12 protein-coding genes are annotated in these 14486 nt (G+C 56.9%); 3 read left to right on the forward strand and 9 right to left on the reverse strand.

Annotated features, from left to right (window positions below):
- Window positions 1-32: 32 nt before the first annotated feature.
- On the forward strand, window positions 33-2123 hold the full coding sequence (locus ACIQ0Q_RS00990) for a sulfotransferase (protein WP_395771076.1): 2091 nt from the start codon (window positions 33-35) through the stop codon (window positions 2121-2123).
- 110 nt (window positions 2124-2233) lie between these two features.
- Window positions 2234-3472: a DNA polymerase thumb domain-containing protein gene (locus ACIQ0Q_RS00995; RefSeq protein WP_395771077.1), complete on the forward strand. Its 1239-nt coding sequence runs from the start codon at window positions 2234-2236 to the stop codon at window positions 3470-3472.
- Window positions 3473-3522: 50 nt separating this feature from the next.
- On the opposite strand, the gene ACIQ0Q_RS01000 is transcribed toward ACIQ0Q_RS00995, so the two are convergent.
- The 6 genes from ACIQ0Q_RS01000 to putP all read right to left on the reverse strand — a co-directional run bounded on the left by ACIQ0Q_RS01000 (window position 3523) and on the right by putP (window position 9703).
- Complete coding sequence (locus ACIQ0Q_RS01000) at window positions 3523-4815, reverse strand: adenylosuccinate synthase (RefSeq protein ID WP_395771078.1); 1293 nt, start codon at window positions 4813-4815, stop codon at window positions 3523-3525.
- A 95-nt stretch (window positions 4816-4910) separates the two neighbouring features.
- Complete coding sequence (gene hflC / locus ACIQ0Q_RS01005; protein WP_395771079.1) at window positions 4911-5783, reverse strand: protease modulator HflC; 873 nt, start codon at window positions 5781-5783, stop codon at window positions 4911-4913.
- A gap of 2 nt (window positions 5784-5785) precedes the next feature.
- Complete coding sequence (gene hflK, locus ACIQ0Q_RS01010) at window positions 5786-6895, reverse strand: FtsH protease activity modulator HflK (RefSeq protein ID WP_395771080.1); 1110 nt, start codon at window positions 6893-6895, stop codon at window positions 5786-5788.
- Between the two features lie 76 nt (window positions 6896-6971).
- Window positions 6972-7235 (reverse strand): RNA chaperone Hfq, encoded by a 264-nt coding sequence (gene hfq / locus ACIQ0Q_RS01015; protein WP_395771081.1) that lies wholly within the window; start codon window positions 7233-7235, stop codon window positions 6972-6974.
- Window positions 7236-7277: 42 nt separating this feature from the next.
- Window positions 7278-8210 carry a tRNA (adenosine(37)-N6)-dimethylallyltransferase MiaA gene (miaA, locus tag ACIQ0Q_RS01020; RefSeq protein WP_395771082.1) on the reverse strand — a complete coding sequence of 311 codons (933 nt, stop codon included), beginning with the start codon at window positions 8208-8210 and terminating at the stop codon, window positions 7278-7280.
- 8 nt (window positions 8211-8218) lie between these two features.
- A complete protein-coding gene (gene putP / locus ACIQ0Q_RS01025; protein WP_395771083.1) occupies window positions 8219-9703 on the reverse strand; it encodes a sodium/proline symporter PutP in 1485 nt (494 codons plus the stop codon).
- Between the two features lie 86 nt (window positions 9704-9789).
- Between putP and ACIQ0Q_RS01030 the strand changes: the two genes are divergently transcribed.
- Window positions 9790-10863, forward strand: coding sequence for an alkane 1-monooxygenase (locus tag ACIQ0Q_RS01030; protein WP_395771084.1), 1074 nt, complete (start codon window positions 9790-9792; stop codon window positions 10861-10863).
- On the opposite strand, the gene folP is transcribed toward ACIQ0Q_RS01030, so the two are convergent.
- The 3 genes from folP to rlmE form a co-directional block, all read right to left on the reverse strand.
- Complete coding sequence (gene folP, locus ACIQ0Q_RS01035) at window positions 10860-11756, reverse strand: dihydropteroate synthase (RefSeq protein ID WP_395771085.1); 897 nt, start codon at window positions 11754-11756, stop codon at window positions 10860-10862. The genes ACIQ0Q_RS01030 and folP overlap by 4 nt on opposite strands.
- Before the next feature lie 81 nt (window positions 11757-11837).
- Window positions 11838-13751 carry an ATP-dependent zinc metalloprotease FtsH gene (gene ftsH / locus ACIQ0Q_RS01040; protein WP_395771086.1) on the reverse strand — a complete coding sequence of 638 codons (1914 nt, stop codon included), beginning with the start codon at window positions 13749-13751 and terminating at the stop codon, window positions 11838-11840.
- Between the two features lie 9 nt (window positions 13752-13760).
- Window positions 13761-14381, reverse strand: a complete 621-nt coding sequence (rlmE, locus tag ACIQ0Q_RS01045) for a 23S rRNA (uridine(2552)-2'-O)-methyltransferase RlmE (protein WP_395771090.1) — start codon at window positions 14379-14381, stop codon at window positions 13761-13763.
- Window positions 14382-14486: the final 105 nt, after the last annotated feature.

Genomic DNA, 14486 nt, shown 5'->3' on the forward strand with positions numbered 1-14486 from the left:
GCTAAAATGAGGGCCTTACCCGAGGTTTCGAAATGAGTGAAGATCAGCTTCTGACGTTGGCAAAATCCTTGGTTGACTCGGGTGATCTGGCAGGTGCCGAGGAGGCTTTGGCGGCCCGCGTCAAAATCCATCCGATACCGCTCGACACCCTGTTGCTTCTTGCTGAAATCCGGCTGCGCCTGAACAGGCCGGATGAGGCTTTGGCGCTACTCGCCCCTTACGGCGCGCATCGCCATTGCGCGGACTGGGTCCGCGAATACTGCATCGGCGAACGCATGAATGCTCAGGCCACCGCATGGCTGAATGCCATTCCGAAATCCGGAAGTATTGATGACCTCATCGATCAAGCCGTTTTACTGCAACTGTCGGGTGATGCACGTTCGGCCGCGGCACTATGCCGCAAAGTGCTGACCATCCAGCCGGACAACGCGTTTGGCCATAACCATCTCGGACGTTCGCTTTTTAACAGCGGCATGACGGCGGAAGCGCGCCAGGCATTCGAAAGCGCGACTCGTCTGGCGCCTGCTTACTCGCAGGCCTGGCACAATCTCGGACATGTCCTACGTGCGCAGAACGACCTCAAGGCCGCCATGGCGGCCTATGGCAAGGCCCTGGCCATTGCACCTTATTACCAATCCGCCATGTTTAATCTGGCCCTGCTCAAAATGGGACAGGGCGATAACACTGGCGCTATCGAACAGCTTGATACTCTGCTCGCATTGAATCCCGGACACGCGGAAGGCTTATTGAATATCGGCATCTGCCACCACATACTGCGTGAATTCGACAAGGCCAGAATGGCGTTCGAACAGTCCATTGCGGCCGACCCGGCACAGCCCCGCGCCCTCCGTCATATGGGCGGGTTGCTGCGCGAAATGCAGGACAGCTGGAAGGCCCTAGATTACTACCGGAGCGCCTTGTCGATTTCACCAGGCAATGGTGACCTGCGTGCGGAGTTGATCGCCACCCTGGAGTTGCTGAACGAATTGGATGAGGCCGAGAAGACCGTGACAGAGGGTTTGGTATTGAACCCGAAAGATGCCGGCATCCTGTTCGAATCCGCCAAACTGCATCGCCGCCGTCGGGATTTTGACGGAGCCTGGCAGATCTTAACCAGCATCAATCCGCAGCAACTGCCGTCGCGCCTGCTTCTGAGCTACTACTATGAGTGCGGAACTACGGCCGACCGCGTTGACCGATTCGATGAGGCTTTTACCGCATACGAAAAAGGCAATGAATTAGCACTGACCAGCATCCGTGCCCGAAATACCGACCCGACCGCTCTGCCAAGACAGATTGAACGCATGCAGAAATGGTTGGGGCATGGCGCACCGACTGTAGCGAACGGACCGGATGAGGATCTCGGTGCCGACCTCTGTTTCCTGATCGGATTTCCACGCTCAGGAACCACCTTGCTGGATATCATGCTGGATGGCCACGACAGGGTTCTGTCGCTCGAAGAGAAACCGACTGTCGAGCATGTTGCATTCGCTCTGGACCGTCTACCCGGACACTATCCCGATGCGATGTCTTCCCTGACCGGTAGCCAGAAAGCTGAGCTTCGCCTGCTTTACCGCAGTAAGATTGCCCAATACCGAAGGCCGGAACACACGCTGGTGATCGATAAAATGCCGATCCGGACCATGCATGCCGCCTTCATTCATCGGCTATTTCCGGATGCCAAATTCATTTTCGCGGAACGCCATCCCTGTGATGTCATACTCAGCAACTTCATGCAACATTACGCGATTAATGAAGCCATGATTCATTTTGCCCGCCTGAATACGGCAGTCGTCATGTATGACTCCGTAATGCGCCTGTGGACGTTGACGGAGGAAAAACTCCTCAGCATGCGTGTTCGGCGCGTCCGCTATGAATCACTGATTGCCGATACTGAAGGCGTTCTACGAGATGCCTGCGCTTTCCTGGATCTGCCTTGGCAGGAAGGAATGGATCGGCATCAGGACACCATCGCTCAACGCGCGCAGATCAAGACCAACAGTTACCATCAGGTCACCGAGCCGGTCTATCAACGCTCGAAATTCCGCTGGCTCAACTACAAAAGCCATTTCGAACCGTACATGAAGGTCCTTCAACCACACATCGACCGCATGGGCTATTGATAAATTACGTTCCAGTCTCGGGTTCTGAGAACGGTCGCCGTCATCATGGCAATCTACATGAGCTGACTATCGCCGTAATGGTTTCGGCAGATGGCAATGGCTGAGGCGATATGGAACTGCGCAGTCTTTTCATCGATTTCAATGCCTACTTCGCTTCTGTCGAACAGCAGGACCGGCCGGAGCTGCGTGGGCGTCCGATTGGAGTGGCTCCGGTACTGACCGCAAACGCCTGCTGCATCGCCGCCAGTTATGAAGCCAAACGTCAGGGGGTCAAGACCGGCACACTGCTGCGCGAGGCCAAGGTCCTGTGTCCGGATATCGAATTCATACAGGCGAGACCGGCTCTGTACGTGTCTTATCATCACCGCCTGCTCGAATTGATTCATGCCTGTATCCCGACCGCATTCATCGGATCGATTGACGAAATGGCCTGCGAACTCATGGGCAGCGAGCGCCAGCGCCCCCGTGCTGAAGCTATTGCCTACGCCATCAAAGGCAAACTCGCGGAAAATGTTCCTGCCATCACCGCCTCGATCGGCATCGCACCCAATCACTTTCTGGCCAAAACTGCAACCGACATGCAGAAACCGGATGGCCTGGTCGTGCTTGAAGCCGGCGATTTGCCGCATGCCCTGCATCGCCTGCAGCTGCGTGAGCTATGCGGCATCGGCCGCGCCATGGAGAAACGCCTGGAAAACCACGGCATGACTACGGTGGCTCAGCTCTGCGCGGCATCGCCACTGGCCTTACGACAGGCCTGGGGCGGTATAGAAGGCCAGAACCTGTACCGCAAACTGCGTGGCGAGTGGATGCCACATGCACACTCGAACGGTCGCGGCAGCATCAGCCATTCCCATGTGTTGGCGCCGGCAATGCGCAACCTTAACGGTGCAGAAGCGGTGCTGAAGAAACTTCTGCAGAAAGCCGCCATGCGCCTGCGTTCGGAGAAACTGGTAGCCGGACGACTGGAGGTCAAGGTCAAACACCTCGACCATGCCAGCTGGAAGGAAACGGTATTTTGCAACGATACCGATGACAGCCATACATTGCTGATGCAACTGAGCGAAATGCTGGCACACCGGCCCGCCGGCGGCAGACCCTTGGTCGTAGCGGTAACCCTCTCCGACCTATGCCAGCGGATTGGAACCACGGACGACTTGTTCACCACAGCGAAGACCAAAGAGCACGCGCCGCTGAGCGCGCTGATGGACCGTATTAATGACCGCTTCGGTCCGCAGAAGATCAGCTACGCCTCCAGTCAGACCGCCGCCAAGGAAGCGCCCATGCGTATCGCCTTCAGACGCATTCCCGATATCGCACACGAGGATGAAAGCTTCAGCCGGAAATGAAAAAAGCAGGCTGGAGCCTGCTTTCTAGCAACAGCCCTGATTTGGTCCAATCAGGCAAACGGATCCTGTAGCACGATATTGGCATCCCGGTCGGGGCCGGTCGATACGATGGCGATCGGGCAACCGACCAGCTCTTCCAGCGAACGCAGATAGGCGCGTGCGGCCGGCGGCAGCTTATCCCACTCGGTGATGCCGGCGGTAGACTCAGTCCAGCCCGGGAACTCCAGGTAGACCGGCTCGCATTCATCCCAGCCGGCTTCGTCGAGTGGCGAGTATTCAGTCTGTTTGCCGTGGTATTTGTAGGCGATGCACATCTTCAGGCTGGGCATGCCATCGAGGATGTCGAGCTTGGTGATGCACAGGCCGGTGATGCCGTTGATGGCAACAGCACGCTTCAAGGCGACAATATCGATCCAGCCGCAACGGCGCGGACGGCCGGTGGTAGCACCATATTCAGCCCCTTTGTCGCGTATAAGCTGGCCGGTTTCATCATTGAGCTCAGTCGGAAATGGACCACCGCCGACACGGGTGGCATAGGCCTTGGCGATACCGAGCACATAATCGATGGCATCGGCACCAACACCGGTACCGGCGAGAGCGCCGCCAATGGTGGTATTGCTGGAGGTCACATACGGATAGGTACCATGGTCGATATCAAGTAGCGAACCCTGTGCACCTTCGAACAGTACACGCTGACCCTGTTTGCGTAGATCATGCAGGATGCCTGCGACATCACTGATCATCGGCTTGATGTATTGACCGAACTGCACTGCCTCATCAAGCGTGCTTTGGAAATCGATTGCTTCGACACCCAGGTATTTGGTCAGTACGAAATTATGGTAGTCCAGTGCTGTACGCAGCTTTTCCGCCAGTTGCTGTGGGTAAGCCAGATCGGCAACACGTACGCCGCGGCGGGCGACTTTGTCTTCGTAGGCCGGACCGATGCCACGACCGGTCGTGCCAATGGCTTTGCCGCCTGCAGCTTTCTCGCGGGCCTGGTCGAGTGCGATGTGGTAAGGCATGATCAGCGGCGTAGCCGGACTGATGCGCAGACGCGAACGCACTTCCACGCCGTTGCCTTCGAGCTCGGCGATTTCCTTTTTCAGAGCGCCCGGATGCAGGACTACGCCATTGCCGATCAGGCACAGCGCATCATCGCGCAGAATACCGGAGGGAATGAGGTGCAGTACGGTTTTCTTGCCGGCAATGACCAGCGTATGTCCGGCGTTGTGACCGCCTTGGAAACGCACCACGGCGCCAATCTGTTGGGTGAGCAAGTCGACAATTTTGCCTTTGCCCTCATCGCCCCATTGTGCTCCCAGTACGACGACCGACTGACCCATGATACTCACTCCAGAATGATTGTTACAGACGCAGAAAAAGCCGAACAGATGTCGGCTTTAACGTATTATACGCGCTTTGGATTCGGGGCGGAACGCTAGCGTTTGCCGCCACCGAAATATTTCAGGAACTCAGAATCCGGGTCCACGACCATGGTCGACTTGCCGTCCGCGAAGCTGGCCTTGTAAGCCTCCAAGCTGCGGTAAAAAGCGTAAAAATCAGCATCTTGGCCATAGGCGACGGCCGAAATGCGGGCCACTTCGGCATCGCCTTGACCGCGTACTTTCTGGGCCTCACGCTGGGCATCGGCCAAAATCACTTGGCTTTCGCGTTCGGCCTCGGCGCGGATGCGCTCGGACTCCGCAAAACCTTCGGCTCTCAAAGCATTCGCTACCTGTTTGCGTTCGGAACGCATTCGGTCGAGAACTTGATCGCGAATTTTGGCGTCTTTCGGGAAATTGATACGTTTAATGCGGATATCAACCACTTCAATGCCCAGAGTCGCCGCGCCGAGATTGATTGGTTTCAGCAAGCGTTGGGCCAACTCGGTACGTTCACCGGACACCAATTTTTGCAAAGTGAAGCTATTGATATCATTACGCAGGGTGTTCTTTATGATTGGCGTCAGACGCTGCGCAGCGGCTTCTTCATTGCCACCGCTGGTGGCACGGTAATAGGCGGTCACGTCCTTGATACGCCATTTCACGAAGAAGTCGACTTCGACGTCTTTCTTCTCGACGGTCAGGTAGCGTTCTGGATTATCGTCCAAGGTCAATAAGCGGCGGTCGAACTTACGGACCTGCTCGACGAACGGGACTTTGAAATGCAGACCGGGTTTCAGGTCGGAACGAACCACCTTGCCGAGGTTGAGGACAATGGCGGTCTGGCTTTCATTCACAATGAACATGGATGAAAACAACAGGATTATGGCACCAAGGCTACCGAAAACGAGAGTTGTTGGATTACGCATGATTAGGATCCCTCACGGCCCTGGCGGACTTCGCCACGACCCGTTGTTTCCGCAGGCGGTACTTGCGGCGCAACCACGGCCGGAGACGGACGGGATACGCTGTCGGTGCTTGCTGCGGGCGCAGCACTACCGGGCGCCGGCAAATAGAAGATATTACCCTTGCCGGAAATAATCTTCGAATTACGGGTCATCACATCCTGCATGGTTTCCAGATACAGGCGCCTGCGGGTGACTTCCGGTGATTTACGATATTCATCAGCCAGCTGGCGGAATCGAGACGCATCACCGGTTGCCTTGGCGATACTGGCCTGACGGTAACCGTCGGCCTCGGCCTTGATGCGTGCTGCGGTACCGCGGGCTTCGGGCACAATTTTGCTGGCATACGCCAAGGCAGCATTTTTGATGGAATCGCTTTGCTGTCCGGCATTGATGGCCTCATTGAAAGCATCGCTCACTTCTTCAGGGAAACGGGCATCGGGCAGGGTGAACTGCGATACTTTGATACCGGTGCGGTACATGTCCAGGGACTTCTGCAGGTGCTCCTTGGCCACAATGGACAGCTGGCCACGCTCGAACAGCGCAGCATCCATGGTGTTGTTGCCAACCACTTCGCGGACAGCGCTCTCGGCGGCCTGACGCACCGTTTCCGAGCCCTGCTGACCGCCGGCCGCAACTATATCGTCGCGGTAGCCATACAGATACAGGCGCGGGTCGCTGATGGTGTACTGGGCATTGAATTTGATATCGACGATGTTTTCGTCTTTGGTTAGTACATTGACCGTTTCCTCGACTGTCTGAACCTGCGTGGCATTGACGACAGTCACAGATTCGATTGGCCACGGCAGCTTCAGGTTGGCGCCCGGAGTCAAGATGCGGTCGAACTTACCGAAGCGCAGGACGACGCCGCGTTCGCGTTCATCGATAAGTTTGAAGCAGTTGAAAATAATGAGTACGGCAAGACCAATCAGTACCGGCTTGACCCAGGAGGAACCGTTTCCGGAGTTGCCGATACCCAGCTGGGATTTCAGACGGCCGAGAAAATCATCGACCGGATTTCCGTTACCCCTAGGTTTCCAGGGCTCTTTGCCACCGCCCGGTTGGTTCCATGCCATACTGACTCCGTGTGCCTTATTTTGTGCTTTACGATATGGGGCCGTACCGGACGGCTTCAAGGACCAGACCTATTCGTTACTCGGCCGCATCCGCATCCGCTTCCACTGCATCATCACCACCGGCGGAGCCGATACGTACATTGCGGGCCGGGACCACAGTTGAAATCGCATGCTTGTATACCATCTGGCTGACGGTATTCCTCAGCAGCACCACGAACTGATCGAAACTTTCGATGGTCCCCTGTAACTTAATGCCGTTAACAAGAAAAATCGAAACCGGCACCCGCTCACGGCGCAGGGCGTTCAGGAAGGGGTCTTGGAGGGATTGCGATTTAGTCACGGTACGGCTCCGTTCTTAATTCTGGGTTATTTATTGTTGGTTTTAAACAGGACCGAGAAATGCCCTTATACAGTAGTCTAGCTCATCTTTTTCAGCCTGTGGGTCAAACCACCGTGAAGATACGGAACTGCGAAACCAAGTCAGCTGGCGTTTAGCTAACTGCCGTGTCGCAGCAATGGCCTGCTCCCGGAAAGTCTTTGCATCGGACTGTCCCGAGAGATGCTGCCAGGCCTGGCGATACCCCACCGACCGCATCGAAGGCAGGTCCGGATGCAGCCTCGAATCGGCCTTCAGTTCACGGACTTCATCGAGGAATCCATCGGCCAGCATCTGGTCGAATCGCAGGGCGATCCGGTGGTGCAGCTCACCACGGTCCTTGGGTGCCAGCACAATCGAGAGCAGGCGGAATGGGAAAGCGGGCCGTTCGGACTTCTGCTGCCAGTCACTGCGGGATTTGCCGCTCACCCGGTGGATTTCCAGAGCCCTGAGAATCCGCTGCGGATCGTTGGGATGAATGCGCGACGCGCTGACCGGGTCCAAAGCCTGCAACTGGGCATGCAATGCCAGCAACCCCTCCTCCGCCATACGGGCCTTGAGCTCTGCGCGCACGCCGGCATCGGCCGCGGGCATCGTCGACAGACCCTCGATCAAGGCTCGGAAATACAGGCCGGTGCCGCCGACCAGCAGTGGCACCTTACCCCGAACCGCCAAGTCCTGAAGATGCGGCATGGCTTCGCGGGCGAAATCGGCTGCTGAAAAAATCTCGTGAGGGTCGCGGATGTCAATCATCCGGTGCGGAGCGCTTGCCAAGATTGCGGCATCCGGCTTGGCGGCACCGATCACCAGACGACGATAGACCAGTGCCGAATCGACGCTGACGATTTCAGTCCCGAGTCTCCGGCACAAATCTGCCGCGAAGGCGGTCTTGCCTGAGGCGGTCGGCCCCATGATGGCGATGGCCGGAGGGGCCTGCATGGCGACACTCAATAGCCGGGCTCGAGCTCGGTACGCACCGCTTCGAAGCGTTCCTGCATCGCAGGCGATGCCGGCACTCCGATACGGCTGGCCAGGACAATGGCGACTGAGGCCAGAATGAACCCGGGAATGATTTCATACAGGCCGAACCAGGCGAATTGTTTCCAGATCACCACAGTGGCCGCGCCGGTCACCATGCCGGCAAGCGCACCGGCGCGCGTCATCTTTTTCCATCCGAGCGAAAACAGAACGACGGGTCCGAAGGCCGCACCGAAACCGGCCCACGCGTAACTCACCAGACCCAGTACCCGGCTCTCGGGATTGCTGGCCAGAGCAATCGCCACAAGAGAGACCAGCAGCACGCCGATACGTCCGACCCAGACCAGCTCCTGCTGGCCGGCCTGTGGACGCATCAGTCCTTTGTAAAAATCCTCGGTCAGGGCACTGGAACAGACCAGCAGCTGACAGCTTAGGGTGCTCATGATCGCGGCTAGAATGGCGGAAAGCAGGATGCCGGCGATCCATGGATTGAATAGCAGGCCGGATAACACGATGAAGACCCGCTCGCTGTTGGCGGTGACCGGTGCGGCGAGATCGGGATGCCGGGCAAAATAAGCGATGCCGAAGAAGCCCACCGCCATGGCGCCGAACAGGCACAGCACCATCCATGTCATGCCAATCCGACGCGCCGAAGGAATCGATTTGAGTGAATCGGCTGCCATGAAACGCGCGAGAATGTGCGGCTGACCGAAATAGCCAAGGCCCCAGGCCATGAGGGAAACAATGCCGATCAGCGTAGTGCCTTTGAAGAAATCGATATTGGAGGGATCCACTTGGGCGATCAAGATCATGCTGGAGTCGACGCCACCGACACTGAGCACGACCGCGACGGGCGTCAGGATCAGCGCGAAAATCATCAGTGTCGCCTGTACGGTATCGGTCCAGCTCACCGCTAGAAAGCCGCCGATCAAGGTATATGCAATGGTTGCCCCCGCGCCAAGCCATATCGCATTGGCATAGGAAATACCGAATACCGACTCGAATAGCCTTGCTCCGGCAACAATACCGGATGCGGAGTAAACAGCAAAGAATGCCAGAATAATCAGTGCCGAAATGATGCGCAGCACGCGGGACTCGTCTTCGAAACGCTGCGTGAAATAATCCGGAAGCGTCAAGGCGTTGTTGCAGCGTTCGGTATAGACACGCAGCGGCCCGGCCACAAACTTCCAGTTGCACCAGGCGCCGATGACCAACCCGATCGCTATCCACGACTCCGAGAGCCCACTGAGGAAAAGTGCTCCAGGCAGACCCAACAACAGCCAGCCACTCATGTCCGAAGCTCCCGCGGACAGCGCGGTCACAAAGCTGCCCATGTTGCGGCCACCAAGGATGTAGTCATCCAAGGTTTTGACAGAGCGCCAGGCGACGAACCCGATTCCCAGCATCAGGAGGATATAAAGCGCGAAAGTTATGGTTAATGGCGTCCAGCTCATGGTATTGTGCTCCGGGTCGGTTCTGGAGTAATTGCTCTAGATGCACTAAGGTAGCATCGAAGCATCAATCACATAGTATACGGACGATGCAAAGACTGAAAGCCCTCCGTTATGCATTGGTATTCTTGCTACCCCTGCAGCTACTGCTTGCCATGCAGTGGGGAATCCGCAGCGGCATGCCCGACCTGCTAGCCTGGTGGCCTCTTCTGTTTTTCTTCGTATTCCTTCCGGTGATTGATTTCGGGATCGGACGCGACACGGCGAATGTCCAGCCGGCACAGGAACGCGAGGTCTCGACCGAGCCTATCTTCAGATGGCTGTGTCTGGTCATATTGCCGGTGCAAATTGCCACCCTGTATCTGTCGATGCAGTGGTTCATGGCAGCGGACCTGGGGCCGGTCGGCGAGATCGGCTGGCTGCTGTCACAAGGCATCATCAGTGGCGCGCTGGCGATCAATACGGCCCATGAACTGATCCACAAGAACGACCGACTTGAACAATGGGCCGGTGCCCTCCTGTTGGTTACGGTCGGCTATCACGGCTTCAAAATCGAGCATCTGCGCGGCCATCATGTGCATGTATCAACGCCAGAAGACCCTTCCAGCGCGCCCTATGGCATGACCATCTGGCAATTCCTACCGCAGGCGCTGCGCAGGAACAGCATCAATGCTTGGGCTCTCGAAGCGGACCGGCTGCGTAAAGCAGGCCTAGCGGTTATCAGCAGGCACAACGAGATGCTGGTAATGACACTGATCTGGCTCGCGCTTTCATTGATGGTTTTTACCATAGCAGACCTCAAAGGATTGGCGTTCTTCTGGGTGCAGGGCCTACTCGCCGCGGCGACCCTGGAAGTGATCAACTATGTTGAGCATTACGGGCTGGAACGCCGTAAAACCGATGTCGGCTATGAACGCACCACGCACCTGCACAGCTGGAATTCGAGCTACACACTGTCGAATGCGATGCTGTTCAATCTGCAGCGGCACTCTGACCACCATGCCTATCCGAAACGCCGTTACGGCATCCTGCGCCATTTCGATGAATCCCCGCAGTTGCCGGCCGGCTATCCGACCATGTTCCTGCTGGCTCTGTTCCCGCCGTTATGGCGCCGCGTCATGGACCCGCGAGTGGAAGCACACCGCGCGGCCTTGGCTTCCTAGTCATCCGGCCACTCGATGGCCGGCTTTGATTTGATCGAATGGTCTTTGCGTTTTGCACCATCGACGGCTGCCAGAACGGCAAGGACGTCCTTGGTTTCAGCCACATCATGCACGCGGATGATGCCGGCACCGTTCTGAGCTGCCAACAACGCAGCGGCCGCAGAACCGGCGACCCGTTCACCGACATCACGCCCGGTAATTTGCCCGATCATCGATTTTCGGGAAACTCCCGCCAGCACGGGCAGTCCGAGTTCGGCGAAATAGGCAATATTGGCCAACAGCGCCAGATTATGCTCCAGATGCTTGCCGAATCCGAATCCAGGGTCAATGACCAGATTTTTCTTCGGAATGCCGGCCATTTCGCAGGCAAACAGACGTTCGGTCAGAAACTGTCGGACCTGAACCAGCACATCGTCGTAGTGTACGGACTGCTGCATGGTGAGCGGATCACCCGGCATATGCATCAGACAAACCGGAACCCCGAGATCAGCTGCTGCCGTCATCGCTCCTTCATGACGAAGCGCGGCCACATCATTGATGAATCCAGCACCAGCGGCGACTGCAGCGCGCATCACTTCAGGTTTGGATGTATCAATACTGATCGGGATATTGCAGCGTCCGGCGAGCCCTTCGATGACCGGAATGACGCGATCGAGCTCTTCCTGCAGGGGAACCGGGGTGGCATGCGGGCGCGTGCTTTCACCGCCGATGTCGAGCATGTCGGCGCCCTGCTCCACCAGCCAAAGTGCGTGGGCAATGGCGGCTTGCGTAGTCTCGAACCGGCCACCGTCAGAAAAAGAATCCGGTGTGACATTGACGATGGCCATGATTCTCGGCACGTCGAGCTTCAGGGCACGGGGTCCACATTGCAGACTGGGAAAGGTATCGAACATGGAATGCTCCTCGATGGGGCTTTAGCATAGCGCAAAAAAAAGCCGGAACGGATTCCGGCTTTTTCAGTTGCGCTTATCCGCTCAGGTCTGTGGCATCGGCCCGCCAATCGGACCAGTGCTGGGCTTATCATCCTTGTTGGTTCGACCGGATTTGACCCAATCCAAGGGAGGTCCCGGAACTCGGCCTTCCATCACCGCATCGATCTGACTGACGTCGATGGTTTCATAGGTCAGCAACGCATCCGCCATCATATGCAGCTTGTCGATGTTATCTTTGAGAATATGGGTCGTACGTGCATAGGCCCGATCAAGAATTGTCCGCACGACCTCGTCTATTTTCTTGGCGGTGTCGTCGGAAACATGCTTGGTCTGAGACACCGAACGGCCGAGAAACACTTCACCTTCGTCTTCGGCATAGGCGATCGGACCGAGCTCATCGGACAGACCCCATTTAGTGACCATGTTACGGGCCATCTTAGTGGCACGTTCGATGTCATTGGAAGCGCCGGTGGTGACTTTTTCGGCACCGAAAATCAGTTCCTCGGCAACACGGCCGCCATAAAGTGAGCACAGTTGCGACTCGATGGCGACCTTGTTGTAACTGTACTTATCGCCTTCAGGCAGGTACATGGTGACCCCAAGAGCACGACCACGCGGAATGATGGTGACTTTGTATACGGGGTCATGTTCGGGCACCATGCGTCCAACGATGGCATGGCCGGCTTCATGATAGGCGGTGAGCTTCTTTTCGTCTTCACTCATGACCATCGAGCGGCGTTCGGCACCCATCAGGATCTTGTCACGCGCCTTATCGAAGTGCTCCATACGCACTTCCTTGGCATTCTCGCGGGCTGCGAACAAGGCGGCCTCGTTGACCAAATTGGCCAAATCGGCACCGGAGAATCCGGGCGTGCCGCGGGCGATGGTCATGGGCTCGACATCGGCATCCAACGGTACTTTGCGCATATGAACTTTAAGAATCTGTTCGCGGCCTTTCACGTCAGGAAGGCCGACCACGACCTGGCGGTCGAAACGGCCCGGACGCAACAGCGCCGGATCCAGCACGTCTGGACGATTGGTGGCGGCAATAACGATGACACCCTCGCCACCTTCGAAACCGTCCATTTCGACCAGAAGCTGGTTGAGGGTCTGCTCGCGCTCGTCATGGCCACCGCCCAGACCGGCACCACGGTGCCGGCCGACTGCATCGATTTCATCAATGAAAATGATGCACGGCGCGTGCTTTTTGGCGGTATCGAACATATCGCGTACGCGCGAAGCGCCGACGCCGACGAACATCTCGACGAAATCGGAGCCAGAAATGGAGAAGAACGGTACTTTTGCTTCGCCGGCGATGGCGCGGGCCAGCAGGGTTTTTCCGGTTCCGGGGTTACCGACCATCAACACGCCACGCGGAATACGACCGCCGAGCTTCTGGAATTTGGAAGGATCGCGCAGGAACTCGACCAGTTCTCCGACCTCCTCCTTGGCCTCATCGCAACCGGCGACGTCCGCGAAGGTGACCTTGACCTCGTTCTCACCCTGCATTTTTGCGCGCGAACGGCCGAAGCTCATCGCCCCCTTGCCGCCACCCTGCTGCATCTGCTTGATAAAGTAGAAGGCGATGCCGAAGAACAGGATGTAGGGCAGAATATTTAGCACAATGGCCCAGAACGGCGGGCCGGAAGCCGGCTTGGCCTGGATGATTTCGACCTTGCGCTTGACCAACACATTAACTAGGTCGCGGTCGTACGGACCCCAGGTCTGACCGACACTGCCGTCACCCCGGGTGTACTTCAGCTCGGTTCGGGCACTGGAGCTGTCTTGGGAAAACTCGACTTTGGTGACCGTTCCGGTATCAAGCTCATCAAGGAATTTCGAATACGCCACTTCCGGCGTATTCTTGCCAAATTCTGGAGAGAATGCATTCATCACCGTCATCATCAGGAAGCCGACGACGACGAATACGATGATGTTCTTGGTCAAATCGTTCATTTTGTTCCTTCAGCGCTTGCCAGTAGCCAGTGCATAAACTTCGTTGGAACGGCGGCGTGAAGCCGCCGGTTTTCGGATGGTCAGTTTCTGATAGCGTGGACGGAGGTCTTTGACATATGCATCGAAACCTTCACCATGAAACAGCTTGATCAGAAAATCACCGCCTTTTTTAAGATGGCCATCGGCGAAGTCGCGCGCCAGTTCGGAAAGGTACATCGCACGCGCTTGATCGACGGTATCCACTCCAGACATATTGGGGGCCATATCCGATAAAACAAGGTCTACCGGTTGATCACCCACCAACGCCTGTAACTGCGACAATACCGATTCCTCCCTGAAGTCGCCGTGAATGAATTCAACTCCGGCGATGGGAGGCATTTCGAGGATATCGAGAGCGATGACCCGGCCTTTATCACCCATGACCTTGCGGGCCATCTGCGACCACCCCCCGGGAGCGGCGCCCAAATCGACGATGATCATGCCCGGCTTGATCAGCCGATCGCGTTCTAGCAATTCTTCGAGCTTGTAGGCCGCACGCGAGCGCAGTCCTTCGGACTGGGCTTTTTTGACATAGGGGTCGGCGAAGTGCTCTTTCAGCCAACGCTGGCTGCTTTTGCTGCGGGTAGCCATAATCGTTGTGGGCTTGGGTATGCCTTCATGATACCCTTTTATCCCCATCACCGCATTGGACCATAGGTCATGACCACCCCCCTCAGCAATCCGCAGAAACGCTAT

It is taken from the genome of Arenimonas sp. (assembly GCF_044348765.1).
Classification (GTDB): domain Bacteria; phylum Pseudomonadota; class Gammaproteobacteria; order Xanthomonadales; family Xanthomonadaceae; genus Arenimonas.

Coding starts and splice junctions, on each gene's coding strand:
- ACIQ0Q_RS00990 (WP_395771076.1), top strand. CDS start 33: ATGAGTGAAGATCAGCTTCTGACGTTGGCAAAATCCTTGGTTGACTCG.
- ACIQ0Q_RS00995 (WP_395771077.1), top strand. CDS start 2,234: ATGGAACTGCGCAGTCTTTTCATCGATTTCAATGCCTACTTCGCTTCT.
- ACIQ0Q_RS01000 (WP_395771078.1), bottom strand. CDS start 4,815: ATGGGTCAGTCGGTCGTCGTACTGGGAGCACAATGGGGCGATGAGGGC.
- hflC (WP_395771079.1), bottom strand. CDS start 5,783: ATGCGTAATCCAACAACTCTCGTTTTCGGTAGCCTTGGTGCCATAATC.
- hflK (WP_395771080.1), bottom strand. CDS start 6,895: ATGGCATGGAACCAACCGGGCGGTGGCAAAGAGCCCTGGAAACCTAGG.
- miaA (WP_395771082.1), bottom strand. CDS start 8,210: ATGCAGGCCCCTCCGGCCATCGCCATCATGGGGCCGACCGCCTCAGGC.
- putP (WP_395771083.1), bottom strand. CDS start 9,703: ATGAGCTGGACGCCATTAACCATAACTTTCGCGCTTTATATCCTCCTG.
- ACIQ0Q_RS01030 (WP_395771084.1), top strand. CDS start 9,790: ATGCAAAGACTGAAAGCCCTCCGTTATGCATTGGTATTCTTGCTACCC.
- folP (WP_395771085.1), bottom strand. CDS start 11,756: ATGTTCGATACCTTTCCCAGTCTGCAATGTGGACCCCGTGCCCTGAAG.
- ftsH (WP_395771086.1), bottom strand. CDS start 13,751: ATGAACGATTTGACCAAGAACATCATCGTATTCGTCGTCGTCGGCTTC.
- rlmE (WP_395771090.1), bottom strand. CDS start 14,381: ATGGCTACCCGCAGCAAAAGCAGCCAGCGTTGGCTGAAAGAGCACTTC.